Raw genomic sequence first — 24719 nt, 5'->3', positions numbered from 1 at the left:
TGGCCCGCGGAGGCCAAAAAAGACTTATCGGCCGAGAAAGAATCGCCGGTGTCGCGGTGCGCTGTCGGCCTGTCAAAGGGTCAAGCGCGCGCCGCGTAGCAATCCGGCGGTAACGCCGGGCGCAGTCCGGAAGCGGGACCATTCAGACTATTGGATCACCTGGTGAATCCCAGGGGTACCGAGCTCATCGGGCCTGACAGCCTGGCGTTTTCTCATCCGACGGGTTGGGTTGTCGCCGCGTGGGTATCCGCGGCCCTGTCGCCGCCCGGCCGTGCCAGGTGGCGAAATTATGAAGTGAATAGCGATGCCAAAACGAGACGCGTTCGCGTCCTAATCGACATTTGCCGGACTCACACGGTAAATTCCTGTGAGACCACGATCACACTGACCACATCGACAAGGGGCAGGTATGACAGTTCTGAGCGAGAAGATCCGGGCCTGGAGGCGCCGGCTTTTGGTCGGCACAGCGGCGGCAGCCACCCTGCCGGGCCTGATCGGTCTTGCCGGCGGTGCACCGACAGCGAATGCGTTTTCGCGGCCGGGGCTGCCCGTCGAATACCTGCAGGTGCCGTCCGCCGGCATGGGCCGCAACATCAAGGTCCAGTTCCAGAGCGGCGGCAACGGTTCTCCCGCGGTGTACCTGCTGGACGGTCTGCGGGCCCAAGACGACTACAACGGCTGGGACATCAACACCCCGGCGTTCGAGTGGTACTACCAGTCGGGCCTGTCGATCGTCATGCCCGTCGGTGGCCAATCCAGCTTCTACAGCGACTGGTACAACCAGGCCTGCGGTAAGGCCGGCTGCCAGACGTACAAGTGGGAAACCTTCCTGACCAGCGAACTGCCGCAGTACCTGCAGTCCAACAAGAGCGTCAAGCCCAATGGCAGCGCCGCGGTCGGCATCTCCATGGCCGGTTCATCGGCGATGATTTTGGCCGCCTACCACCCGGCGCAGTTCATCTACGCCGGCTCGTTGTCGGCCCTGATGGACCCGTCCCAGGGCATGGGACCGAGCCTGATCGGTTTGGCGATGGGCGACGCGGGTGGTTACAAGGCCAACGACATGTGGGGGCCGTCGAGCGACCCGGCGTGGCAGCGGAACGACCCAACCATCCAGATCCCGAAGCTGGTTGGCAACAACACCCGGCTCTGGGTCTACTGCGGTAACGGCACGCCGTCCGAGCTCGGAGGGGCCAACATGCCGGCCGAGTTCCTGGAGAACTTCGTGCGCAGCAGCAACCTGAAGTTCCAGGACGCTTACAACGCTGCCGGCGGCCACAACGCGGTGTGGAACTTCAACGCCAACGGGACGCACAGCTGGGAGTACTGGGGAGCGCAGGTGCACGCGATGAAGCCCGACCTGCAGGGAAGCCTGGGTGCTTCTGGCGGCGGCGGATAATCGCCTGGCATTCTCGGTCACTACTGCGTCTGACGACTCCGTCAGGCGCAGTAGTGCGTTAGGGGTCGATCGCCTTCGGCGGAGCCGTCGGAGCGTCTTGGCCGACGCGGGGCCACGGACGCGCCAGAATCGTCGTCATGCACCGCAGGGTCCCCTCGCCCCGTCTGCCGTTGGTCTCGCGCTGTGGTGTCGTGCTCGGCGGCCTGGCGATGCTCGTGGCGCCGGCCCGGGCTGACTCCACGAGCCCGTTAACCGCTCTGGTCGACGCTGCCGCCCAACGGTTGCAGGTTGCCGAGGCGGTCGCTGCCTACAAATGGAACGAGCATGGCGCCGTCGCGGACCCCGCCCGCGTCCAGCAGGAGTTGACGAAGTTGGGCGACGAGGCCGTCGCCGAACAGGTCGACCGCGACTACGTCATCCGGGTCTTCGGTGACCAGATCAACGCCACCGAGGCCATCGAATACAGTCGGTTCGCGAGTTGGAAGCTGAATCCGGGAGGCGCTCCGGCTGATTCGCCGGACCTGTCGGTGTCGCGATCCACGATCGACGCCCTCAACCAGGTGATGCTGACTCAGATACTTGCCAATTGGGCCCTGCTGCTCTCGCCGGACTGTGTCGCGCAACTCGACGCGGCGAGGGGCAGCGTCGGACAGGGTCGTCGGCTCGATGACCTCTATCGGCGGGCCCTGTCATCAGCGACGCAGTCTTATTGCCAGTAATAGTTTAATTTTTCCTCACCAATTTCTAACGGTCCCATTCTGCCCGTCGATAAGGCGATTTACGCAGATAGAAGGCATATCTCGCGCCATTTTCGAATAGGTAACGCTTTGGCCACACGTGCCGAAATCCTGGGCATGAGAAATCTCGGCAAGCCGCTCGTCAAGGCCATAATGGTCGGCGGGTTCGTTGCAGCGTCGATGACCTCGTCCACGGGTGTGGCGAACGCGGCCCCGACCCCAAACTGGGACGCGATCGCGCAGTGCGAATCCGGTGGCAACTGGCACGCCAACACCGGCAATGGCGAATACGGTGGACTGCAATTCAAACCGGGCACCTGGGCCCAATACGGAGGCGTCGGCAATCCTGCGGCCGCATCCAGGGAACAGCAAATCGCTGTGGCCAACCGGGTTTTCGCCGAGGAGGGCGTGGAGCCCTGGCCGAAGTGCGGCGCCAACTCGGGCCTGCCCATCGGTTGGTATTCCCACCCGGCCCAGGGCATCAAGCAGATCATCAACGGACTGATTCAGGCGGCCGTCCCGCGCTGATGAAACACGACTGCGGTCTATGACCCAGCGCGAGGCTGTGTTTGGATCAGGCCATGGAAGGTTCGGCGACTGTTCACATGGCGGCGCCTGCGGCCAAGATCTGGGATCTCATCGCAGATGTCCGCAACACGGGGAAATTCTCCCCGGAAGTATTCGAAGCCGAGTGGCTTGGTGATTCGGCCGGCCCAGCCCTCGGTGCGAAATTCCGCGGTCACGTCAAGCGCAACGAGTTGGGGCCGGTGTACTGGACGACATGCAAGGTCACCGCTTGTGAACCCGGGCGCGAATTCGGCTTCGCGGTGCTCCTCGGTGACCGGGCGGTCAACAACTGGCATTACCGGTTGGCGCCCAGCGGTAGCGGGACCGACGTCACCGAGTCGTTTCGGCTCAACCCGGCACCATGGCTGGGCGTGTACTGGTTGTTCGGCGGCTTTCTGCGCAAGCGCCGCAACATCCGCGACATGACCAAGACGCTCAACCGCATCAAAGACGTGGTCGAGGCGGCTTGACGCCCGTGAAATCGGTCTTCATCACCGGCGCGGGCAGTGGCATGGGTCGCGAGGGCGCAAAGCTGTTCCACGCGAAGGGATGGCGTGTCGGCGCCGTTGACCGTAACGATGCCGGTCTGGCAACGCTGAACGAAGAACTCGGTGGCGATCGACTGTGGACCCGCGCCGTGGATGTGACGGACAAGGCGGCCCTCGACGGCGCCCTGGCCGATTTCTGCGCCGGCAACGACGGTGGCGGACTCGACATGATGTGGAACAACGCCGGGATCGGCGAGTCCGGCTGGTTCGAAGACGTGCCGTATGACGCCGCGATGCGCGTCGTCGACATCAACTTCAAAGCGGTACTGACCGGCGCATACGCCTCACTGCCGTACCTGAAGAAGACGCCCGGCAGTCTGATGTTCTCAACGTCATCGTCCTCGGGGACCTATGGCATGCCCCGCCTGGCCGTCTACTCGTCCACCAAGCACGCGGTCAAGGGCCTGACCGAGGCGCTCAGTGTGGAGTGGCAGCGACACGGGGTGCGGGTCGCCGACGTGCTCCCCGGTCTGATCGATACCGCCATCCTCACGACGACGACCAACCACTCCGATGACGGTGGCGCGCCCATGACGGCTGAGCAACTGCGGGCCACCGCACCCAAGAAGGGCATGTTCCGGTTGATGCCGGCATCCAGCGTGGCCGAGGCGGCATGGCGGGCCTATCACAACCACAGGCGGTTGCATTGGTATGTACCGAAGAGCATTCGCTTGATTGACTTGTTCAAGGGTCTGAGTCCAGAATTCGTGCGGCGCAGCATCGTCAAGTCCCTACCGGCGCTGGTGCCGAAGCGGCAGTAAGGAGGTCGGCTGATGCACAATCGTTGGCTCACAGTCGCTTTGGCTTTGGCGGCTGTCGTCGTCAGCGCCGCGGGATGTGGCTCGTCGCAGACGACGCCTCGCCGAGCCGCTCGTCTGACCATCGACGGCGCGACCCACACGACGCGCCCCCCCGCATGCCGGCAAGACCAGATGTACCGGACCATCGACATTCCCGACCACGACGGCGGTGTGGAAGCGGTGGTGCTGCTCAGCGGTTACCGGGCGATGCCGCAGTGGGTGAAGATTCGCAACGTCGACGGCTTCACCGGCAGCTTCTGGCAAGGGGGCGTGGGAGACGCGCACGTTGATCTCGCCAACGACGCATACACCATCACGGGCAGCGCCTATGGCATCAACAGCAGCCACCCCAACAAAGTGGTGACCACCGACTTCAAAATCGTCGCGCAGTGCTGACTCTCGAGGTGGCCGGGGCCTAGGCTCGAAACCATACCTGAACGAGGGAGGGCCAGTGAAGGAGCGAGTGCACTGGTTCGCGATGCACGGCTTCATCCGCGCTGCCGCATCGCTTGTGGCCCGGAGGGGCGACGTCCAGGCCAGACTGATCGCCGATCCGGCCGTCGCTGCCGACCCGGTGCGGTACTACGACGAAGTCCGAGCACAGGGCAAGCTGGTGCAGGGCCGCGTCGCCTATCTGACGGCCGATCACGCACTCGCCCATGAGCTGCTGCGGTCCGAAGATTTCCGGGTGCTGGTCTTCGGATCGAATCTGCCTGCGCCGTTGCGATGGCTGGAGCGGCGCACCCGCGACGATTTCCTGCATCCGCTGCGTGCACCGTCGCTTCTGGCCGTCGAGCCGCCCGACCACACCCGCTACCGCAAGACCGTGTCGGCCGTGTTCACTCCGAGGGCGGTTGCCGCGCTGCGAGATCGCGTGGAGCGGACTGCCGCCGAGCTGTTGGATCGACTGGCCGGCGAGTCGGGCGTGGTCGACATCGTCGGGCGGTACTGTTCGCAACTTCCGGTCTCGATCATCAGCGAGATCCTCGGTGTGCCCGAGTCGGAACGGCCGCGCGTCCTGGAATTCGGTGAACTGGCCGCGCCGAGCCTTGACATCGGATTGCCCTGGCGGCAGTACCGCAGCGTGCAGGAAGGGATCGCCGGCTTCAGCTCCTGGCTCGACGGGCATCTGCGGCAGTTGCGACTGGACCCCAGCGACAATTTGATGAGCCAACTGATTCAGACCGCCGAAAGCGGCTCTGCTGAAACGTATCTCAACGACAAAGAGCTGCAGGCGATCGCCGGACTGGTGCTGGCCGCCGGTTTCGAGACCACGGTGAACCTGCTCGGCAACGGGATTCGCATGCTGTTGGACGCGCCCCAGCACCTCGACACCCTGAGACGGCGTCCCGAGCTGTGGCCCAACGCCGTCGAGGAGATCCTGCGGCTGGAATCACCCGTACAGCTGACAGCACGGATCGCGCTCAACGACGTCGAGATTGCCGGTCGGAGGTTGCAACGGGGCGACCTGGTGCTGGTCTATCTGGCCGCCGCCAACCGCGACCCGGCCGTGTTCGCGGACCCGCATCGCTTCGACATCGAAAGGGAAAACGCCGGAAGGCATCTCGCCTTCTCCGGTGGCCGGCACTTCTGCCTGGGTGCGGCCCTTGCCCGTGCGGAGGGGGAAGTCGGGTTGCGGACCTTTTTCGACCGCTTCCCCGAGGTGCGCGCGGCGGGCGCAGGGAGCAGGCGCGAAACCCGGGTGCTGCGGGGCTGGTCGTCATTGCCGGTGAACCTGGGGCCGGCCCGTTCGATGGCCGCGGTGGACGGTTGACGCGGCATGTCGCGTGAAGCTCGGCCTATGCGTGCGGGTGAGAGCCGACTGTTGACACCGGCGCGGTGACAGAGTTTATTTGCCGCTATGACAGAGGTATCTATGATCGCGGTCGAGGATGTCGTCCGTGGGCTGTGGCAGGCCCTTTCGCACAGAGATTGGGAGGCGATCAAGACCTTCCTGTCCGACGACTGCCTCTATATCGACATGCCCGTCCCCGCCTTGGCGGCCCGTGGTCCGGACGACATCGTCAAACGCCTCAAGATGGGGCTCGAGCAGTTGGCCGGCTACGAGAACCACACCGGCGTGCTGGTGTCCAACGGCTCCGACGTGCTCTATGAGCACTCCGAGACATGGACATTCGCCACGGGTGAACAAGGTGTGCTGCGATTCGTGACGGTCCACAAAGTCGTCGATGGCAAAGTGACTGTCTGGAAAGACTATTGGGACTTCAACAGCTTAGTTGCCTTCGCTCCCCCGAATCACTTCGAGGGCTTGGCTTCTGGCGATGTGAGCTGGGTCTTCGACGCTTCGGCGCTGGTCTGACGACGCCGTTCAGGCTACGACTCGGCCATCTTCCGGAGGCGTTTCAACGTATCCGTGAGAGTGCGTCCCACCTGGCGCACCGCGATCCGGTCGGCGACGTAGCCGAGTATCCCGCCGGGAGCCTGATAGGACAGCCGGAACGTCACCTTTGTGCAGCCGTCGCCTCTGTCGCGCAACCGCATCCGCCCGCGCAGCGTCACCCCGGTGATACCCACCCAGGCGAGGTCGCGGCCGTCGTCGAACTCGACCACCTCGATCAGCCCGCCAACGGGTACGGAACCGATCTTCCAGTGGACGGTGTAGCGCGCACCGACGCCCGGTGGCTTGTCGTTCGACGACTCCCACCGTTCGAGGTTCGTCATGAACGACGGGTAACAGTCGGGGTCGCTGATGATTTTCCACACCGCGGAACGGTCGGCGTTGATGACGCAACGGCGTTCGACGCGCATCAGCCGATCACCGGGAATCGTCGTTCGGCGGCCAGCCGGTCGACGCCGCCCTGCAGGGAGGCCATCACCTTGTCGTGCACCGCTTGATCGTCGCCGTCGACCTCGATCGGGTCTTGCACTTCGATCACGATCTTGGTGGGCAACGGAATGTGACCCGCCAGGTCGCTGATGTTGAGGCCCCACGGCAGTGCGAGCGAGATCGGGATGCTCTTGAGCCGGAGCAACTTGTCGGCCATCAACAGCTTGGCCAGCCATTGCCCGCGATTGAGGAAAAGCGCGCTCTCCTGGCCACCGATGCTGGCGACCGGGACGATCGGCACCCCGGCCTCGCGGGCCAGCTTGACGTAACCCATGCGTCCACCGAAGTCGACCTTGTGGCGTTCCCACGAGGGCCGGAACACCTCGTAGTCACCCCCGGGATAGACCAGCAGTGCTGCGCCGGAATCCAATGCGAGGCGGGCATTTTCGGGATTGGCGGCGACGGTGCCGAATTTGCGCAGTGAGCCGAGCGGCGGCGCGGAGACGACGAGGTCATGGGCCAACTGGTAGAAGGGCCGCTCGACGCCGAAATACGAGCAGAAGGCGAGCGTGAACACGAAGGTGTCGGGTGGCACATTGCCGCCGCTGTGGTTGCCTACCAGCAGCACCGGTCCCTCGGCGGGAATGCGGCCCAGGCCCCGAACGTCCGCCCTGAAATACAGCGACGCCAGCAACCAGGTTCCCGGCAGCTGGTCGCGGATGTAGTCGGGGTCGCGCTGGTCGAGGTCAGCTTTGGGCACCCACGACACCACCTTGTCGCGGGCCCAGCCGAAGACGCCCTTCGCGGTCGCCATGACCGGAGGTGTACCCCGGCGCGACCGGGGGTCAAACGCGGTAGATACGCGCGGCGTTCTCCCGGGCGATGAGATCGACCACCCGGATGGCGTCCGCCTCGCTCCAATCACCACGGTCCACAAATTCCCGTAACACCCGGTCGATACCCCTGCGCCACAAGACGGCACCGAGGAAATGCAGTTCCGCCGGGCCGAAGCCGTCCGACGAGTAGAGAATCTTGGAAAAGGGCGCCATCTCGAGCAGACGCGCGAGGAAGGCCGGCGACCGCGCGCCGAGGTGGTTCACGCTCAACCCACCGTCGAGATAGACGTTGTGGAACGCCTGCGCCAGGTAGCCGGCCTCACGCTCGTAGGGATAACAATGCAGCAGCACAATCGGGACTTCTGCCGCCTGTCGCAGAAAGTCGACCAACAGAAGCGGATTCGCCTTGCGCAGCTCGCAATCGCGGTCGCCGAACCCGACGTGGAATTGCAGCGGCTTGCCCAGCCTAAGCGCCTGGTGCAATCCGAACCGCAGCAAGACCCGATCCTGCAACCGGGTACCGCCGCGCTCGCGCCATCGGCTGGCCGCCTCGGCGACCTCCGTCGTCGACGGTTCACTGAGATCTCCGGCGAATCCGCCACGGTAGGCCAGGATCGACTTGGTGCCGACCGCGCCGGCGGCACGCCGACGCAGAATTTTTTCGAAAGTAGCCGCGTAATCACCCGGCGCTTCCGCCGCCAGCTCGGCTACCTCCTCGAGACGAACGACCTCGTGTGCGTGGTTGCCGGACAGCCCAGCCACGTCGGAAACTCCGGCGACTCCAGCGCTTCCGATCCCGGTGTCCACCAGCCAGTCGCTCACACCGGCGACCGGCAAGAACAGGCGGACCAACTCCTCCTCGCTGAATTGGCTGCGACGCTCCCAATACGTCTGCGGATCGCTGTGTTTGGGCAGCCCCAGGACCGGAGCGCAATGAGCTCGCACCGCAAACCCGAGTTGTGAGTCGAAACCCGAATACCTGATGGGCTCGGTGTCGGCCTCGTTGAGCGCGTTCTCGAATCGCGACCGGTCTCCCGGCGTCAGCCAGCAGCCATGGACATGCTGATCGATCAGCGCCACTTCGCCGATGTGCCGGGTCAACGCGTTGTCGGAGGCCACAGGCGCCGTCACAGACTCCAGGCCATGCGGAACTTGTCCGCCAGCTGCTCGGCCGCCAAGTCACCGTAGCGGTGCTGCTCCATGCGGCGAACCGCGACGACCATGTCGACCACGGGATCGCCCAGGATGCGACGCATCGCCTCCGAACCGTCGAGTGCCGCAATCGCTTCGGCCTGCGAATCGGTCAGGCGCACGATACCGTCACGCTCACGGTCGGAATCGGACAGAACGGCCGGGTCGATGGTGATCTCGGGTGGCAGCGCCAACTGACACTTGATCCCGTCCAGCGCAAGGCCGAGGATGGCGGCCGACGCCAGGTACGGGTTCGCGGATGGGTCGACGATTTTCACCTCGACATTGCCCCCGCGCGGACTTCCCGGTCCGCCGGTGACGAATCGCACTGCAGCCTCTCGATTTTCGGTGCCCCAGCACGCGTAGGCACCGGCCCAATTGCCCGGCCGCATCCGCAAGCCGGAGACGATCGACCCGCACAGCACGCCCTGGGCCTCCGGCAGGCCGCGGACGACCCCCGCGATCGCGCTCTCCCCCGTCGTCGTCATGCCCCGGGATTCGGTGCCGTCGGAGAACAACGGACCTTCGGACATCGACAGCGAAAAATGTTGGTGTGCACCGGATCCGACGCCGTCAGCGAAGGGTGCGGGAGACAGACTGATGCGCAGCCCGTGGCGGCGGGCCGCGCGGCCGATGATGAGCCGCATCAGTATCAGCTGATCGGCGGCGGCGACCGGAGGCTGTGGCGACAGCGAGATCTCGAACTGGTTGGCGCCGTACTCGGGGTGAAACTGTTCGATCGAAATGCCGGCCCCCGTGGCCGACCCGATCACGTCCCGCACGAACGCCTCGTGCTCCAGCACGCCGGCCAGGCCGTACTGCGCCCACAACGTCGACGGCAGCCGGTCGCCGCCCGGGCCGACCAAGAGGAATTCGATCTCGTGGCCGATCGCGGCCTCGACGCCGGCCTGGGTGAGCGCGGCCTCGATCCGCCGCAACGTTCCCCGGCCACAGGCGGGGACCGGTGTGCCGTCCTGTTCGAAAAAAGCGGCGGGCGCCCAGGCCAGGCCGTCACCGACGATGCGCAACGCGGACAAGTCGATTCGAAGACGCTGATCCCCCACCACACCCACCGCGGCGGTGAAGGCGATGCCGGTTTGATCGATGGCGAACGCGTGCCACGACGGGCTGGCCCCCAACCCAGGATCCGCGAATGTGTTCGTTCGCCGGATCGGAACGGTCTTGGCCAGGGTGAGTCCGGCGGGATTCACCACGGTGCCGATGACCGTGTCGACGCCCTCGGCCTCCAGCTGGGCAATGGCCGCGGCGGCCAGCGGTGCGCCGGTCATGCAGCCATTCTCCCAACCTCGAACCGCTCCGGTATGGCAAACGGCTTCAGCGGTGTCGCTCAGTTCTGCCGGGCGACGAGTTCGGCGACGAACCGATCGAGAAAGCCATCCATTGGCGCTTTGCGCACCGGCCGGATGACGAATTTCGTCAATCCCGCCTCGATGTAGGCGTCGAGTTGCCGGTGCAGCTGATCCCATCCGGCGGCGATCAGTTCGGCGGGGTCACGGTCCGGGCGGCGCCGGCGTATCGCGGCGGCCAATTCCGCGGGCAATTCCCCCTCGTCCACGACGGCCAGTGAGATGCCGAAGTGGTCGGGCTCGATGCTGCGCCCGGCTAGCGTGGCCGCGCGCTCGATCGCCTCGCGCCCGGCCCGCGCCTCCGCCGGGGTGAGGAAGCTGCCCAGCCAGCCGTCCCCCAGCGCGCCGATGCGTCGAAACGCAGCCGGCGCCGAACCGCCGACCCAGATGTCCAGCGGCGGTGTCGGTCTCGGGGCGATCGCCACATCGGTGACGCTGAAATACCGGCCGCTGAACGTCGCCGACTCCTCGACCAGCGCTACCCGCAGCAGCCGAAGCGATTCGTCGAATACCGCCGCGCGCTCACCGCCGGGGACGACGAAGACCTCGCGTTCAGCCGGTATGGCCGAGCGGAGGCCGAAGACGGGGAGCACCCGTTTTGGCGCGACCGCCGCCAGGGACGCCAACTGTTTTGCCACCAGCACCGGATGGCGCCCGGGCAGCACGGCCACCGAGGTGCCCACCTTCAACCGGGTCGTCCGCGCGAGCGCATACGCCATGCCGACCACCGGATCGACGGCCGGGGAATACACCAGTTCGGAAAACCACAGCGAGTCCACCCCGCCCGCTTCGAGGTAATCGACGATGGCGGCCAGCTGATCCGGGGCGGTGTCCGCGCCGAGCCCGACGCCAAACCGAATCTTCACCGCTTCACCCTCCGTGCCCGTCGTTGCGTAGACATCGCAACACGGCCGTGGCGGCGTTTGTGCCCGCGAATGTGAATGACTATGCGCGGCTGGGCAAGGTCAGCATGCAGGCCTGGCCGATATCCAGCGTCCGCAGCATTCGCCCCATACCGAGCCACAGCGCACAAGACAGCGCGAGGTCAGCGAGCAGCTCCTCGGAGAAGTGCTCGCTGCACCGGCTCCAAAAGTCTTCGTCATAGTGCAACTTGGTGTGCTCGGTGGCGAAGCGGTGTGCGAACTCCGCGGCCAGGCGCTCCTGTTCGCTGTATCCGGGCCAGGTGCGCCACTCCGTCGCGTGGTAGTACAACTGCTCGTCAACACCGGCGGCCGGGCCGTCGGCGTCGCGGGTGTTGAGGCAGACGACGCATTCGTTGTGATGGGCGATCACCGCGCGCGCCAGTTCGCGGGTCCGGATCGGCAGCCGGTTCTTGGTGTAGACCGCTTGGCTGAACTTGGCGATCGCGCCGCCGAGATCAGGGGACTTCGTGGCCCAGCTGTAGACGTCGTCGTCCGCGAATGTTCCGATTCGGCTCATGGCGTGATGGTACGCCCGCGTCAGGACCCGGGGCGGAGATGTCGGCGAATGGGTATCGGCACCGGTCAGCGAGCGGCCGCCGGAATGGCCATGGTTGGTTGCTCATCGTGCCAATCACGTTGCGCCAGAACACGATGCGCAACGCGTTCCAGCGCTGCCTCCACGGCGCGGCGGTCTGGGCGGCCCGCGAAATCCGGTGACCGGGACAGCTTGTCGACCAACCAGGCCAACAGCAGCGAGTGCACGTAGGCGACTTGTTGTCCGCCGGCCGGCGTGAGCCACAGCTGCTCACCGTCGCGCTGCGCGTAACCCGCGGACACCAAGCGGGCGAAGGTCGGTTCGAGAACCTCGAACGGTACCCGTAGGTAGTCGGCCATATCGGTGACCCGGGCGGTCCCGTACATCTGTGTGTAGCGATTGATCCGCAGGACTCCCCAGAGCCCGGCGACGTCGAGTCGGCAGTCGGGTCGCATCGCGATGCTGCGCAATCGCATGCCGGGAACGCCGCGCATCATCCGCGCGATCGCGTTCTCCAGCATCTGGTCCGGTGTCTCGCTGGTCGGCATCCCGAACGCGTCGCCGAGATCGACTGTGCTGTCGTGGAATTCGCGAAGAGGAACCTGCTTCAGGAACAGCGCCAGCACGAATCCCACGAGCGCGACGGGAACCGCCCAAAGAAACACGTGGGTGAGCGACTCGGCGTAGGCGGCGACGATCGGGGCGGCCGCCTGGCGGGGCAAGCGGTGCAACGCCTCCGGCGATGCCGCGGCCGCGGTCGGCGCACGGCTCGCGACCATCGCCGGGCCGATCCGGCTGTGCAGAAAGTTGGTGAACAGCGAACCGAAGATGGCCGCTCCGAACGAGCTACCGATTGTGCGAAAGAAGGTGACACCGGAGGTCGCGACGCCGAGATCGTCGAAGCTCGAGGTGTTCTGCACGATCAGGACCAGGGTCTGCATGCACATCCCGATCCCGGCGCCGAGGATGACGAGGAACAACGATTGGACCAAAGCGGATGTCGAGGGGTCCATGCGCGACATCAGAAAGAACGCCACCGCCATGACGGCGGTGCCGGCGACGGGGAAGACTTTGTATCTGCCCGTGCGGCCGACGATGACACCACTGCCCATCGAGGTGGTCAGCATCCCGATCACCATGGGCAACGTGCGCAGTCCCGACGTAGTGGCCGAGACACCGTCGACGAACTGCATGTACGTCGGCAGGAACGTCAGGGCGCCCAGCATCGCGAAACCGACCACGAAAGACAACACACAGCAGACGGTGAACACCGAACTCCCGAACAACCGGATCGGCAGGATCGGCTCGGCGGCGCGGCTCTCGACCCAGGCGAAGACGCACAACGCGATCACCGAGCCGACGAACAGGCCGATGATCGTGGGCGATCCCCACGGATAGGTGGTCCCGCCCCAACTGGTAGCCAGCGTCAGGCCGGTCGCGCCCAGGCCGACGAACACGATTCCGGCGTAATCGATGACCGGTTTGGTGCGGTTGGTCAGCGCCGGGATGGCGGCGGCAGCCACGAAGAAGACCACGACCGAGATCGGCACATTGATCCAGAACGCCCACCGCCAGGTGAAGTGGTCGGTGAAGTAGCCGCCGAGCAGCGGACCGATCACGGTGGTGACGCCGAACACCGCTCCCATCGCCCCCTGGTAGCGGCCGCGGTCCCGCAGCGGGATCACCTCGCCGATCAGGGCCATGGCGGTCACCATCAGCCCGCCGCCGCCGACGCCCTGTAGCGCGCGCGACGCGACCAGCATGCCCATCGAGCTCGAGAGCCCGCACAGCACGGATCCGGCGACGAAGAACACGACGGCCGCCTGGAACACCCGCTTGCGGCCGAACAGGTCACCGAACTTGCCGACGAGGGCGGTGATGATGGTCGAGGCGAGGAGGTAGCTGGTGACGACCCACGATTGATGGCCTGCGCCACCGAGATTGGCGACGATGGTCGGCAACGCGGTTGCCACGATCGTCTGGTCCAGTGCGGCCATCAGCATGCCGAGCAAGATCGCCACGAAGATGAAATTGCGTCGCTGCGGGTCGACCGCGACATTGGCGGGTTGCGAACCCGAAGTGTGGCCGGCCGGAGCCGCTGCTGGTGTCGCCCTCGTCATGCCTGCCTTCCCACGGCGATTGATGGTAATGAGTGCCCACGGTCAACCGCTGGCAACCACAACCCCCGTGGGTCGGCGCCCGAGCGTCAGCTGGGTGGCCGCGACACGCACTGCGCCGAGTACAGCTCGACGCCGAGCTTGTCCATCAACTCGAGCTGTGTCTCGAGGTAGTCGATGTGCTTTTCCTCGTCGGCCACGATGTTCTCGAAGAGGTTCGCGGTGGTGGAGTCCTGCTTGTCCCGGCACAGGATGATCGCCGGCTTGAGTCGCTCCATCACCTCGTATTCGATCGCCAGGTCGGCCTCGAACTGCTCGCGCAGCGTCTGGCCGATGCGCAGCGAGAACAGGCGCTGGTAGTTCGGTAACCCGTCGAGCAACAGGATGCGGTCGGTGATCGCCTCGGCATGGCGCATCTCGTCGAACGATTCGGCCCGGGTGTGCTCAGCTAACTCGGTGAACCCCCAGTTGTCCTGCATCTTGGAGTGCAGGAAGTATTGGTTGATCGCGGTGAGCTCGCTGGTCAACTGCTCGTTGAGCAGACGCAAAACATCCGGATCCCCTTGCATTGTCACTCCTATGGTGTGAGCGGCTGTCATGTGTGGCCGCGGCAGGTGCGCTGGGCTGAAGCGCACGAATCGTGGGCGCTAGCAGCACTTTGCCACGGCCGGTTGGAATGTTCCAGCAAGGTTTGGCTGCACTCAGTGCGGTCCCGATCGAAGTAAGCCGCTCCTTGGTTAGGTTAGACTGCACTAACGAACTTAGGTTAGACTCCACTAATAAGCGCCACGCGTATTCGGCCTCGCCGCCATGGTGTCCGATGTCTCGGAACGCCGGTGTCGGGGACGAATCGCAGACGCTCGACCGAACGATGAAGGGGACGCGGACGTGCAGGAGGTGCGCTGATGTATGTGTGCCTCTGTGTTGGGGCAACCAACCAGACCGTGTGTGACGTCGTCGCACAGGGTGCATCGACCTCCAAAGAGATCGCCGCCGCATGCGGGGCCGGCGGCGATTGCGGCCGCTGCAGGCGCACCCTGCGGGCCATCCTCGCGGACTCGGCCAAATTGCGGACGGCTCAATCGGTTTAGCTACCGCGTCAGCGTTTGTTGAAGTCGGCCAGGGCCGCCGCGTTGGCTTGCGCACCCATGAGTTCGGCGAAGTGCGCGTTTTCCCGGGCGGTGGCCGCCACGATCTCTGGGCGTTCCGGTTCCATCATCGTGTGCTTGACCGCCATCAGGCTCGAAATCGGGCGAGAGGCAAGGATTTCGGCGTGCTGACGGGCCTGCGTTAACAGCTCGTCGGGTTCGCAGACGCGCCAGACGAGGCCCATTCGCAACGCCTCGTCGGCGCCGACCCATTCCGACGACATCAACAGCCAGGCCGCGTTCTGCCGGCCCACCAGCTGGGGCAACAGATAAGACGACGCCGCCTCCGGCGCCACGCCCAGGCTGGTGAACGGGCACTTCAGGCGCGCGGTCGACGACATGAACGCCAGATCGGCGTAGCCGAGGATGGTGGCGCCGATCCCGACGCCCACGCCGTTCACCGCGCAGATCAGTGGCTTGGGAAACGCGCTGAGCGCATTGATCATTCCGATAAAGCCATGCTTGCCCGGGGTGAAGCCGGGATCGGCGATCCGAGCCTGCATCTCGGCCAGGTCGGTGCCGGCGCTGAAGCCACGACCGGCGCCGGTGAGCAGCACAACGGCGACTTCGGGGTCCTCGGCGGCGGCGAGCAGCGCCTCGGCGGTGGCGTCATAGAGGGCTTCGTTGAACGCGTTGAGCGCCTCGGGCCGGTTCAGCGTGAGGGTGCGCACCCGCTTGTCGTCATCGATCTGCAGCGTCACGCCAGCAGCCTAACGAGGCTAGCCGTTGCTGTAGACGCGGGTTGGGGCGATCAGCACCACGGCGCGCCGCTCGGAAGCCATCACCCGGTCGTACTCGGCCCAGTTGTCGTGGGTACCGCCCGCGGCGGTGAACACCTCACGGAGCAGCAACCGCAGCCGATCCGCGTCCGTCAGCCAGGGCTGCTCGTCGTCGGGGCCGACCAGTTCGGCGCGGCCCTCGACGGTCGCCCACTGCCATCCGTTGCGGAAAGTCACCGCCAGCCGCGGCCGGGCACGCAGGTTCGCCAGCTTGACCTTCCCGTAGGTGGTGAAGCCGAGCACTTGTTCGCCATTCGAAGGGTGCGCCAGCAGGCCCACGTTGACCAGCGAAGCCTGCACCGTCCCATCGGCGCGAACGGTCGAGATCACCGCTAGACCGCTTTCTGCCTTGGCCAGCGCGACTGCCTCGTCGAGTGTTGTCATGAGCGGTCCTCAATCCCGGAACGGCGTCTCGAATACGTAGCGGCTGGTCGGCACGGTATCGATGTTCTCGTTGGCACCGAATGCGGTTGTGCTGGCGACCATTCGGCCCAATCGGTCCTGTAGGTCGTCGTCATCGACGGCTCCGAAGAACGCCTTGAGGTCGGTGATGGCCTCCGGTGGGAACAACTCCTCGACGATGCCCGCGATTCCCGGTGCATCCGGGGTCAGCGCCCGCACCACCCAATTCTGGGTGTAACCGAACGTCGACTGCGTTTCGATGGCGACCGACGTGTGGTCACGCTGCCAACGGTTCAGCCAGGTCGCCTGATCCATGCCATCGGGCCGGCGCAGCAGCGCGATGTTGGCCAAACCTGGTGTGCGAGTACCGTACTCGACGGCCGGCGCGTTCAGTGGGACCGACTCGGTCACCAGGTAAGCGGCGAGTTGCTCGCATTCCTGGGCGAGGAATTTGAGTGCCGCAGTCGTCTGTTCGCCGTAGCACTGCTGGGCCCACATGCTCACCACCGCGGCCACCGGCGGGTCCAAGGTCGTCAGTGTCATCAGCGAGTGACGCACGGCGCTGTCGCGAACGTTCATCTGCAGCCCGGCGGCGCCCAGTTGTAGCAGGGCGTCGGCGACGTGACCCCGTTGCCGAGCGCACCACGCGTCATCCGGCTCGGGGCGCCTCAGCACTGCGATGACCTTCTCCATACGCAGAACCTACAGTCGGCGCCCGCCTACTTCACCAGCCGTACTTGGTGCTGGCTGCTGATCAATTCGCCGATCAGCACGGCCAGCCGGCGGTAGGACTCGTCGCGCCCGCTCGACGAGCGGAAAACCAGGCCGATCCGCCGGCCCGGGCGGGGCGCGGCGAACTGCGCGAGGCCCAGGCGGCTTCGGGACGCCTCGACCGGAACCGCGCTCTGCGGGATCAGCGTCACGCCCAGGCCGCCGGTCACGCATTGCACGGCGGTCGCCAGCGACGCCGCCCGGGTGTTGGCCAGCTCTGCTCGCACACCCGCCTTATGGCAGACGTCGAGCGCTTGGTCGCGCAGGCAGTGCCCCTCATCCAGCAACAGCAGCGGCAGGTCTGCCAGGGCGGTCGCCGGCACCCGGCGCTTGCCCGCCAGCGGATGGCCCGGAGGTAGGGCGAGTACGAAATCCTCGTCATAGATCGGGATCGCGGTCAGACCACCGCCCGCGGCGGGCAGGGCGATCAGGGCCGCATCCAACGCGCCTTCCCGCAACACCGCCAACAGCCGTTCGGTCTGGTCTTCGGTCACGCGCAGCGTCAGCTCGGGCAGTTGCTCGGCGACGCCGGCCAGCACCGTCGGCAGCACATAGGGCGCCACCGTGGGGATCAGGCCCAGTCGCAGGCCGGCCCGTAGCGGATCCGACGAACCGGCGGCCGCGGCGCTGAACGCGTCCGCCGCTTCGACGACGGCCTGGGCGCGCGACAGCAGCTTCCTGCCTTCCGTTGTCAAGAAGACACGCCGGGTAGAGCGCTCAACCAGCTGGGTGCCCAACCCGGCTTCCAGCGCCGCCAGCGCCTGCGACAGGGTGGACTGACTCAATCCGAGAGTCGTTGCCGCACTGCTGAATTGTTGCTTTTCGGCGACCGCGACGAACGCGCGCAGGCCGGCGATCGTGGGTTGATAACTCTTATCGGTCATGATTATAAGTGTAGTGGGAAATATCACCTTTACTTCAACTAAGGTACGCGGCAGCATGGTCAAGGAAAGCTAATCTTGAATAAATCCAAACAAGGAGCGATATGCCTCTGCTGACCATCGGCGACCAGTTCCCCGCCTACGAGCTCACTGCGTTGATCGCGGGCGATCTGTCCAAGGTCGACGCCAAGCAGCCTGGGGACTACTTCACCACGATCACCAGCGACGACCACGCGGGCAAGTGGCGCGTGGTGTTCTTCTGGCCGAAGGACTTCACCTTCGTGTGCCCCACCGAGATCGCCGCGTTCGGCAAGCTCAACGACGAATTCGAAGACCGCGACGCCCAGGTGCTCGGCGTGTCGATCGACAGTGAGTTCGTGCACTTCAACTGGCGTGCACAGCACGAGGATCTGAAGAAGCTGCCCTTCCCGATGCTCTCGGACATCAAGCGGGAGCTCAGTCTGGGCACCGGTGTGCTCAACGCCGACGGCGTGGCCGACCGGGCGACCTTTCTCGTCGACCCGAACAACGAGATCCAGTTCGTGTCGGTCACCGCGGGCTCCGTGGGCCGCAACGTCGAGGAAGTGCTGCGGGTCCTGGACGCACTGCAGTCCGACGAGCTGTGCGCCTGCAACTGGCGCAAGGGTGACCCGACGCTGGACGCCACCGAGCTGCTCAAGCAGTCGGCCTGATTCTCACCTGATCGCATAAGGTCGGTTTAGGAGGCGAGATGAGCGTAGAAAACCTCAAAGAAGCGCTGCCGGAGTACGCCAAGGATCTCAAGCTCAACCTGGGTTCGATCACCCGCACGACCGAGCTCAACGAGGAGCAGCTGTGGGGCACGCTGCTGGCCAGCGCCGCGGCGACCCGGAACACGCAGGTGCTCACCGAGATTGGGGCCGAGGCGGCCGACATCCTGTCCGCCGAGGCGTACAACGCGGCGCTGGGAGCCGCATCGATCATGGGGATGAACAACGTGTTCTACCGTGGCCGGGGCTTCCTGGACGGCAAGTACGATGACCTGCGCGCGGGGTTGCGGATGAACATCATCGCCAACCCCGGCGTAGAGAAGGCGAACTTCGAGCTGTGGTCCTTCGCGGTGTCGTCGATCAACGGATGCCCGGACTGCGTGGCCGCTCACGAGCACACGCTGCGCGAAGCCGGTATCAGCCGGGAAACCATTCAGGAGGCGTTGAAGGCCGCGGCGATCATTTCCGGTGTGGCACAAGCGATCATCGCCGCCCAGACGCTGGCAGCCGTCGGCTGATCGCGTCGCCGTGACCAGTGCCGTGACCGAACCCGCCTGGGTCCAGCACGTGATCTGGTGGCAGGTCTACCCCCTGGGCTTCGTGGGAGCATTCCCCTCGCCTCAGTCACACGAGCCGCCGCAACCGGAGGAACACCGGTTGCGGCGGCTCGTTGACTGGTTGGACCATGCCATCGAACTCGGGGCATCGGGCATTGCGCTGGGACCCGTCTTCGCCTCGCGCACACACGGTTACGACACCACCGACCACTACCGGATCGATCCTCGACTGGGTGATGACGCCGACTTCGACCACCTGGTCGCCGAGGCGCATCGCCGCGGGCTGCGGGTCCTTCTCGACGGGGTGTTCAATCACGTCGGGCAGGATTTCGCCCGCTATCGGGAGGCGGCCGATGACGACGGGGCCGCACGCTGGTTTCGCGGACGCCCCGGTCGCTTCCACACCTTCGAAGGCCACTCCGGGCTGATCACCCTCAACCACGACAACCCCGAAGTCGCCGACTACACCGTCGACGTCATGGCGCACTGGTTGGGCCGCGGCGCCGACGGTTGGCGTCTCGATGCCGCTTACGCCGTGCCGCACCACTTCTGGGCGTCGACCCTGCCGAGGGTGCGCGAGCGCTACCCGGACGCCTGGTTCGTCGGTGAACTCATCCACGGCGACTACGCCGCCGACGTCCGGGCCGCCGCGTTCGACTCGGCCACGCAATACGAGCTGTGGAAAGCGATCTGGAGCAGCCTGAATGACGGCAACTTCTTCGAACTCGATTGGGCGCTGCAGCGGCACAACGACTTCTTGACCGCCTTCTCGCCGCTGACGTTCATCGGAAACCACGACGTCACCCGCATCGCCAGCCGGCTGGACACGCCTGAACACGTGGCCCACGCGCTGGTGCTGTTGCTGACGATCGGCGGGGTGCCCAGCGTGTACGCCGGCGACGAACTCGGGTTCCAGGGAGTGAAGGAAGAACGGTACGGTGGCGACGACGCGGTACGGCCCGAGTTCGCCTCTCCCCCACTGCAACTGGATGATCTCGGCGTCGAGACCTGGCGGTTGCACCAGTATCTGGTCGGGCTGCGGCGCCGCTACCCCTGGCTGCATGCGGCATCCACCACCGCGCGGCTGCTCAAAAACCGGCAGTACGTGTACGAGACGCGCAACGGCGATGATGCGCTGCTGGTCGTGCTCAATATCGACGACGAGCCGCTGCGCGCCTCACTGCCGGAGCTGGGCACGCCGCGCGCGCAGGTGATCGGCGGGTCGGCGGCCCCGCCGCACGAGATCGTCGACACCGTCGCGGTCGAGGCGCACGGCTGGCGGATCCTTAGCCCGGCCTAGGGACGATCGCGAGCGCGGCGTAGCCGGGCGAAGCGGGTCGCCCCCATCAGGAATTCCTCAGCCGTTCTAGCGTCAGCCGGTCTGGCTGGCCGTCGTAGTACTTGTCGAGCACCTCGATGAAGTCCTGGTTGTCCTCGGTGGCGTGGGCGAACAACGTCATCGACGAGCGCAGTTTGAGGTCATCCGGCGAGCCGAAAATCTGACCGATCGATCGCCCGTGCACCGCGGTGACCAGCCGGGAGCACTCGCGCAACCGTGGCCCAAGCAGCTCATGGCTCAGGTAGGCGCCGGCTTCGTCGAGCGAGGCGATGCCGAACCGGGCCGCCATGGCGCTGCCGCCCAGCCCGCGCAGCTGCGGAAAGACGAACCACATCCAATGACTGCGTTTTCGCCCGGCGCGCAGCTCGTCGATGACATCGCCGTACACCGGCTCCTGCGCGTCCACAAAACGATTGAGATCGAACGGGTCGCCTGCCGATTCCATATGACTACGGTTGCACACATGGCAGTCCGACGACGAGTGCCCAAAGTGCGCGACCTGGCACCGCTGATGCAATTCAAGCGGCCTCAGTTCAACGCGACCCGGCGCCGCCTCGACGCCGCCTACACCATCGAGGATCTGCGAGCCATCGCCAAACGCCGCACCCCCAAGGCGGCGTTCGACTACACCGACGGCGCCGCCGAAGACGAGCTGTCCATCGAACGTGCGCGACAAGCGTTCCGCGACATCGAATTTCATCCGACCATCCTGCGCGACGTCTCCCAAGTCACCGCGGGCTGGGACGTGCTGGGCCAGCCGGTGGTGTTGCCGTTCGCGATCGCGCCCACCGGTTTCACCCGATTGATGCACACCGAGGGCGAGATCGCCGGCGCGCAAGCGGCGGCCCGTGCGGGGATCCCGTTCTCGCTGTCCACGCTGGGCACCTGTGCGATCGAAGATCTCCTCACCGCCGTCCCGCAAGGCCGGAAGTGGTTCCAGCTCTACATGTGGCGCGATCGCGAACGCTCAATGGCGCTGGTGCAGCGCGCCGCCGCCGCGGGATTCGACACCCTGCTGGCGACCGTCGACGTTCCCGTCTCCGGTGTTCGGCTGCGGGATAACCGCAACGGCATGACGATCCCTCCCACGCTGACACTGCGCACCGTGCTCGACGCGGTGCCGCACCCGAAATGGTGGTTCGATCTGCTGACCACCGAGCCGCTGGCCTTCGCCTCGCTGGATCGCTGGCCGGGCACCGTCTCCGAGTACCTGAGCACCATGTTCGACCCCAGTCTCACCTTCGATGACCTGGACTGGATCAAGGCGCAATGGCCCGGCAAGCTGGTCGTGAAAGGCATTCAGACGCTCGAGGACGCGCGCGCCGCCGTCGACCGCGGCGTCGATGGCTTCGTGCTGTCCAATCATGGTGGGCGCCAACTGGACCGGGCCCCCGTGCCCTTTCACCTGCTGCCCGTCGTCGCGCGCGAGCTTGGGCAACACACCGAGATTCTGGTGGACACCGGCATCATGTCGGGCGCCGACATCGTCGCCGCGATCGCGCTGGGGGCCCGCTGCACGCTGATTGGGCGGGCCTACCTGTATGGCCTGATGGCCGGCGGCGAGGCGGGCGTGAGCCGCGCGATCGAGATCCTTGCCAGCGGGATTCTGCGGACGATGGCCCTTCTCGGCGTCACTTGTCTGGAGGAGCTGTCGCCGCACCACGTCACGCAGCTCAAGAGGCTGGTTCCCATTGCGCCTGCGTGAGCGGCCTCACGCTCCCGGCGAAACCTGATTTGGGAACAAACCGGCGCTGGGTCGGGTTAAGCGCATCAGACTCAACTTTTGGAGGATTTGATGGCTGAAGCCAAGTCGATGCCGGTGCTGTTTGTCACTGACACCATCGTGTTGCCCGGAATGGTGGTGCCGATCGCGCTGGACGAGGCCGCCCGGGCCGCGATCGACGCCGCGCAGGCGAGCGACTCCGGGCAGCTGCTGATCGCCCCCCGGCTAGAGGACCGGTATCCGTCGCACGGCGTGATCGCCAAGATTTTGCAGGTCGGCCGCATCGCCGGCGGCGGCATCGCCGCGGTAGTGCGCGGTGAGCGCAGGGCCCAGATAGGGGCGGGAGCGTCCGGACCAGGTGCGGCGCTGTGGGTCGAGGTGACCGAGGTTCCCGAGACCGAGGCGACGGACGAGATCAAGGCGATGACGGCGGAGTACAAGCAGCTGCTGCTGGCCATGCTGCAACGGCGCGAGGCCTGGGAAATCATCGACTACGTCAACAGGTTGACCGACCCGTCGGCGTTGGCCGACACCTCCGGCTATGCGTCCTACCTGACCAATGCGCAGAAGCGGCAGCTGCTGGAGACCGTCGATGTCGCCGAGCGGTTGCGTGTCCTGATCGATTGGACCAGTTCGCATCTGGCCGAAGTCGAGGTCAACGACAAGATCGCCGAGGACGTGCGCGAGGGCATGGAGAAGACGCAGAAGGAGTTCCTGCTGCGTCAGCAGCTGGCGGCCATCCGCAAGGAACTGGGCGAGGGCGAACCCGACGGGTCCGATGATTACCAGGCCCGCGTCGAGGCGGCCGAGCTGCCCGAGAAGGTGCGCGAGGCCGCGCTGCGCGAGGTCGGCAAGCTGGAGCGCTCCAGCGACCAGAGCCCGGAAAGCGGCTGGATTCGCACGTGGCTGGACACCGTGCTGGACCTGCCCTGGAATGTCCGCACCGAGGACTCGACCGACCTCAAGGCCGCACGTGGAGTTCTGGACGCCGACCACCACGGGCTGGACGACGTCAAGGACCGCATCGTCGAGTACCTGGCCGTGCGGGCCCGCCGCGCCGAGCGCGGGCTGCAGGTCGTCGGCGGGCGCGGCTCGGGCGCGGTGATGGTGCTGGCCGGTCCCCCCGGGGTCGGCAAGACGTCGCTGGGCGAGAGCGTGGCCCGGGCGTTGGGCCGCAAGTTCGTCCGCGTCGCCCTGGGCGGCGTGCGCGACGAGGCCGAGATCCGCGGGCACCGCCGCACCTATGTGGGCGCATTGCCGGGCCGGATCGTGCGCGCGATCGGCGAGGCGGGATCGATGAATCCCGTTGTGCTGCTGGACGAAATCGACAAGGTCGGCTCCGACTATCGCGGCGACCCGAGTGCGGCGCTGCTCGAGGTGCTCGACCCCGCGCAGAATCACACCTTCCGCGACCACTACCTCGATCTGGACCTGGACCTGTCCGACGTGGTGTTCCTGGCCACCGCCAACGTCATCGAGAACATTCCGTCGGCGCTGCTGGACCGCATGGAGTTGGTTCAGATCGACGGTTACACGGAAGACGACAAGGTAGCCATCGCCCGCGATTACCTGCTGCCCCGGCAGCGTGAGCGCGCGGCGCTGACAGAAGACGAGGTCGCGGTGACCGAGGCTGCGCTGCGCAAGATCGCCGCCGACTACACCCGCGAGCCGGGGGTGCGGCAGTTCGAGCGGCTGCTGGCCAAGGCGTTGCGCAAGGTGACCACCAAGCTGGCCGAGGATCCGGCTTCGCTGATCATCGACGAGCCGGATCTGCTGGATTACCTGGGCCGCCCGCGGTTCATGCCGGAGTCGGCCGAGCGCACGGCCGTGCCCGGCGTGGCCACCGGCCTGGCCGTGACAGGCCTGGGCGGAGACGTGCTCTACATCGAGGCCGGCGCCACCGACGGCGAGGCCGGTTTGCAGCTGACCGGGCAGCTGGGTGACGTCATGAAGGAGTCGGCGCAGATCGCGCTGTCCTACGTGCGTTCCCACGCCGCCGAACTGGGCGTCGACCCCAGGGCGCTGGACCGGCGCATCCACGTGCACGTGCCCGCGGGCGCGGTGCCCAAGGACGGCCCGTCGGCCGGGGTCACCATGGTGACCGCGCTGGTGTCGATGGCCACCGGACGGCAGGTCCGCTCCGATGTCGGCATGACCGGCGAGGTCACGCTGAACGGCCGGGTGCTGCCCATCGGCGGCGTCAAGCAGAAGCTGCTGGCGGCCCAACGCGCCGGACTATCAACCGTTTTCATCCCGGCGCGCAACGAGCCCGACCTGGACGACGTTCCGGCCGAGGTGCTCGAGGCGCTGGATGTGCGGCCCATGACCGACGTCGCCGAGATCGTGGCGCGGGCGCTGCAACCGGCGGCCGACGCCGCCACGGTGGCCGCCTGAGGAATTGCTAAACGTCTGTCGAATAGGCCTTCGAAGCGGGCGCCCGGCGTTGCCAAGAGGTTTTGGCTTCCTCGGGCCGAGGGTAATCACAAGCGCAGAGGCAAAACCAGCCGAGGGGGTTGACCTCCACCCAACGTCAAAGGACGCGGGTGACGAACAACAAATCAT

General features: G+C 65.9%; 27 protein-coding genes. 14 read left to right on the top strand and 13 right to left on the bottom strand.

Annotated elements, in window-relative coordinates; all coding sequences use genetic code 11:
- The first annotated feature begins 409 nt into the window (after nucleotides 1–409).
- The 8 genes from ag85B (at nucleotide 410) to A5753_RS19505 (ending at nucleotide 6371) form a co-directional block, all read left to right on the top strand.
- Nucleotides 410–1399 (top strand): diacylglycerol acyltransferase/mycolyltransferase Ag85B, encoded by a 990-nt coding sequence (ag85B, locus tag A5753_RS19540; RefSeq protein WP_067131909.1) that lies wholly within the window; start codon nucleotides 410–412, stop codon nucleotides 1397–1399.
- A gap of 209 nt (nucleotides 1400–1608) precedes the next feature.
- On the top strand, nucleotides 1609–2118 hold the full coding sequence (locus A5753_RS19535) for a chorismate mutase (protein WP_231990119.1): 510 nt from the start codon (nucleotides 1609–1611) through the stop codon (nucleotides 2116–2118).
- A gap of 108 nt (nucleotides 2119–2226) precedes the next feature.
- Nucleotides 2227–2664 carry a resuscitation-promoting factor RpfC gene (rpfC, locus tag A5753_RS19530; protein ID WP_067131903.1) on the top strand — a complete coding sequence of 146 codons (438 nt, stop codon included), beginning with the start codon at nucleotides 2227–2229 and terminating at the stop codon, nucleotides 2662–2664.
- A gap of 35 nt (nucleotides 2665–2699) precedes the next feature.
- The gene (locus A5753_RS19525) at nucleotides 2700–3173 is read left to right on the top strand and encodes an SRPBCC family protein (protein ID WP_197694754.1); all 474 of its coding nucleotides are present in this window, start codon (nucleotides 2700–2702) and stop codon (nucleotides 3171–3173) included.
- Between the two features lie 5 nt (nucleotides 3174–3178).
- Complete coding sequence (locus A5753_RS19520; protein ID WP_067131897.1) at nucleotides 3179–4012, top strand: SDR family oxidoreductase; 834 nt, start codon at nucleotides 3179–3181, stop codon at nucleotides 4010–4012.
- 12 nt (nucleotides 4013–4024) lie between these two features.
- Nucleotides 4025–4447, top strand: a complete 423-nt coding sequence (locus A5753_RS19515) for a lipoprotein LpqH (protein WP_067131895.1) — start codon at nucleotides 4025–4027, stop codon at nucleotides 4445–4447.
- 55 nt (nucleotides 4448–4502) lie between these two features.
- Nucleotides 4503–5825 (top strand): cytochrome P450, encoded by a 1323-nt coding sequence (locus A5753_RS19510; protein ID WP_067131891.1) that lies wholly within the window; start codon nucleotides 4503–4505, stop codon nucleotides 5823–5825.
- Between the two features lie 102 nt (nucleotides 5826–5927).
- Nucleotides 5928–6371, top strand: a complete 444-nt coding sequence (locus tag A5753_RS19505) for a limonene-1,2-epoxide hydrolase family protein (protein ID WP_067131888.1) — start codon at nucleotides 5928–5930, stop codon at nucleotides 6369–6371.
- 14 nt (nucleotides 6372–6385) lie between these two features.
- Here the strand turns inward: A5753_RS19505 and A5753_RS19500 are convergent, their stop codons facing one another.
- From A5753_RS19500 to bfr, 8 genes are all read right to left on the bottom strand, one after another.
- Nucleotides 6386–6820, bottom strand: coding sequence for an SRPBCC family protein (locus tag A5753_RS19500; RefSeq protein WP_067131885.1), 435 nt, complete (start codon nucleotides 6818–6820; stop codon nucleotides 6386–6388).
- Nucleotides 6820–7653 (bottom strand): lysophospholipid acyltransferase family protein, encoded by an 834-nt coding sequence (locus tag A5753_RS19495; protein WP_067131882.1) that lies wholly within the window; start codon nucleotides 7651–7653, stop codon nucleotides 6820–6822. Before A5753_RS19495 ends, A5753_RS19500 begins: the two co-directional genes overlap by 1 nt.
- Nucleotides 7654–7684: 31 nt before the next feature.
- Complete coding sequence (locus tag A5753_RS19490) at nucleotides 7685–8794, bottom strand: amidohydrolase family protein (RefSeq protein WP_067132511.1); 1110 nt, start codon at nucleotides 8792–8794, stop codon at nucleotides 7685–7687.
- A gap of 8 nt (nucleotides 8795–8802) precedes the next feature.
- Nucleotides 8803–10155: a glutamine synthetase family protein gene (locus A5753_RS19485; protein WP_067131879.1), complete on the bottom strand. Its 1353-nt coding sequence runs from the start codon at nucleotides 10153–10155 to the stop codon at nucleotides 8803–8805.
- A gap of 59 nt (nucleotides 10156–10214) precedes the next feature.
- A complete protein-coding gene (locus tag A5753_RS19480) occupies nucleotides 10215–11099 on the bottom strand; it encodes a TIGR03854 family LLM class F420-dependent oxidoreductase (protein WP_067131876.1) in 885 nt (294 codons plus the stop codon).
- Nucleotides 11100–11178: 79 nt separating this feature from the next.
- Nucleotides 11179–11673 (bottom strand): carboxymuconolactone decarboxylase family protein, encoded by a 495-nt coding sequence (locus A5753_RS19475; RefSeq protein WP_067131873.1) that lies wholly within the window; start codon nucleotides 11671–11673, stop codon nucleotides 11179–11181.
- A 65-nt stretch (nucleotides 11674–11738) separates the two neighbouring features.
- A complete protein-coding gene (locus A5753_RS19470; protein ID WP_067131870.1) occupies nucleotides 11739–13811 on the bottom strand; it encodes an MDR family MFS transporter in 2073 nt (690 codons plus the stop codon).
- An 86-nt stretch (nucleotides 13812–13897) separates the two neighbouring features.
- Nucleotides 13898–14377: a bacterioferritin gene (bfr, locus tag A5753_RS19465; protein WP_067131867.1), complete on the bottom strand. Its 480-nt coding sequence runs from the start codon at nucleotides 14375–14377 to the stop codon at nucleotides 13898–13900.
- Between the two features lie 336 nt (nucleotides 14378–14713).
- Between bfr and A5753_RS24040 the strand changes: the two genes are divergently transcribed.
- Entirely contained in the window at nucleotides 14714–14899 is a 186-nt protein-coding gene (locus A5753_RS24040; RefSeq protein WP_067358583.1) for a bacterioferritin-associated ferredoxin, read from the top strand.
- 8 nt (nucleotides 14900–14907) lie between these two features.
- Here the strand turns inward: A5753_RS24040 and A5753_RS19460 are convergent, their stop codons facing one another.
- From A5753_RS19460 to A5753_RS19445, 4 genes are read right to left on the bottom strand one after another with little or no spacing between them, the layout of a single operon-like run.
- Nucleotides 14908–15657 carry an enoyl-CoA hydratase/isomerase family protein gene (locus A5753_RS19460; protein ID WP_067131863.1) on the bottom strand — a complete coding sequence of 250 codons (750 nt, stop codon included), beginning with the start codon at nucleotides 15655–15657 and terminating at the stop codon, nucleotides 14908–14910.
- An 18-nt stretch (nucleotides 15658–15675) separates the two neighbouring features.
- Nucleotides 15676–16119 (bottom strand): PPOX class F420-dependent oxidoreductase, encoded by a 444-nt coding sequence (locus A5753_RS19455; RefSeq protein WP_067131861.1) that lies wholly within the window; start codon nucleotides 16117–16119, stop codon nucleotides 15676–15678.
- 9 nt (nucleotides 16120–16128) lie between these two features.
- Complete coding sequence (locus A5753_RS19450; protein ID WP_067131858.1) at nucleotides 16129–16830, bottom strand: EthD domain-containing protein; 702 nt, start codon at nucleotides 16828–16830, stop codon at nucleotides 16129–16131.
- A 26-nt stretch (nucleotides 16831–16856) separates the two neighbouring features.
- Complete coding sequence (locus A5753_RS19445) at nucleotides 16857–17792, bottom strand: hydrogen peroxide-inducible genes activator (protein ID WP_067131855.1); 936 nt, start codon at nucleotides 17790–17792, stop codon at nucleotides 16857–16859.
- Nucleotides 17793–17893: 101 nt separating this feature from the next.
- Between A5753_RS19445 and A5753_RS19440 the strand changes: the two genes are divergently transcribed.
- Genes A5753_RS19440 through A5753_RS19430 form a run of 3 tightly spaced genes read left to right on the top strand, consistent with a single transcriptional unit; the run spans nucleotide 17894 to nucleotide 20395 of the window.
- Nucleotides 17894–18481, top strand: a complete 588-nt coding sequence (locus tag A5753_RS19440) for a peroxiredoxin (RefSeq protein WP_067131852.1) — start codon at nucleotides 17894–17896, stop codon at nucleotides 18479–18481.
- 38 nt (nucleotides 18482–18519) lie between these two features.
- Nucleotides 18520–19056 carry an alkyl hydroperoxide reductase gene (locus A5753_RS19435; RefSeq protein WP_067131849.1) on the top strand — a complete coding sequence of 179 codons (537 nt, stop codon included), beginning with the start codon at nucleotides 18520–18522 and terminating at the stop codon, nucleotides 19054–19056.
- A gap of 10 nt (nucleotides 19057–19066) precedes the next feature.
- Nucleotides 19067–20395: an alpha-amylase family protein gene (locus A5753_RS19430; RefSeq protein WP_067131846.1), complete on the top strand. Its 1329-nt coding sequence runs from the start codon at nucleotides 19067–19069 to the stop codon at nucleotides 20393–20395.
- Nucleotides 20396–20441: 46 nt separating this feature from the next.
- Here A5753_RS19430 and A5753_RS19425 read toward each other — a convergent pair whose 3' ends face one another.
- Entirely contained in the window at nucleotides 20442–20879 is a 438-nt protein-coding gene (locus A5753_RS19425) for a DUF1810 domain-containing protein (protein WP_067131843.1), read from the bottom strand.
- Between the two features lie 18 nt (nucleotides 20880–20897).
- Between A5753_RS19425 and A5753_RS19420 the strand changes: the two genes are divergently transcribed.
- Together A5753_RS19420 and lon are read left to right on the top strand one after the other, a co-directional pair.
- Nucleotides 20898–22139 (top strand): alpha-hydroxy acid oxidase, encoded by a 1242-nt coding sequence (locus A5753_RS19420; protein ID WP_067131840.1) that lies wholly within the window; start codon nucleotides 20898–20900, stop codon nucleotides 22137–22139.
- Nucleotides 22140–22229: 90 nt separating this feature from the next.
- Entirely contained in the window at nucleotides 22230–24551 is a 2322-nt protein-coding gene (lon, locus tag A5753_RS19415; RefSeq protein ID WP_197694749.1) for an endopeptidase La, read from the top strand.
- Nucleotides 24552–24719 lie beyond the last annotated feature (168 nt).

The sequence above is a fragment of the Mycobacterium sp. 852002-51971_SCH5477799-a genome (assembly GCF_001667145.1).
In the GTDB taxonomy this organism is placed as follows: domain Bacteria; phylum Actinomycetota; class Actinomycetes; order Mycobacteriales; family Mycobacteriaceae; genus Mycobacterium.
This window is presented reverse-complemented; position numbering and strand designations above follow the sequence as displayed.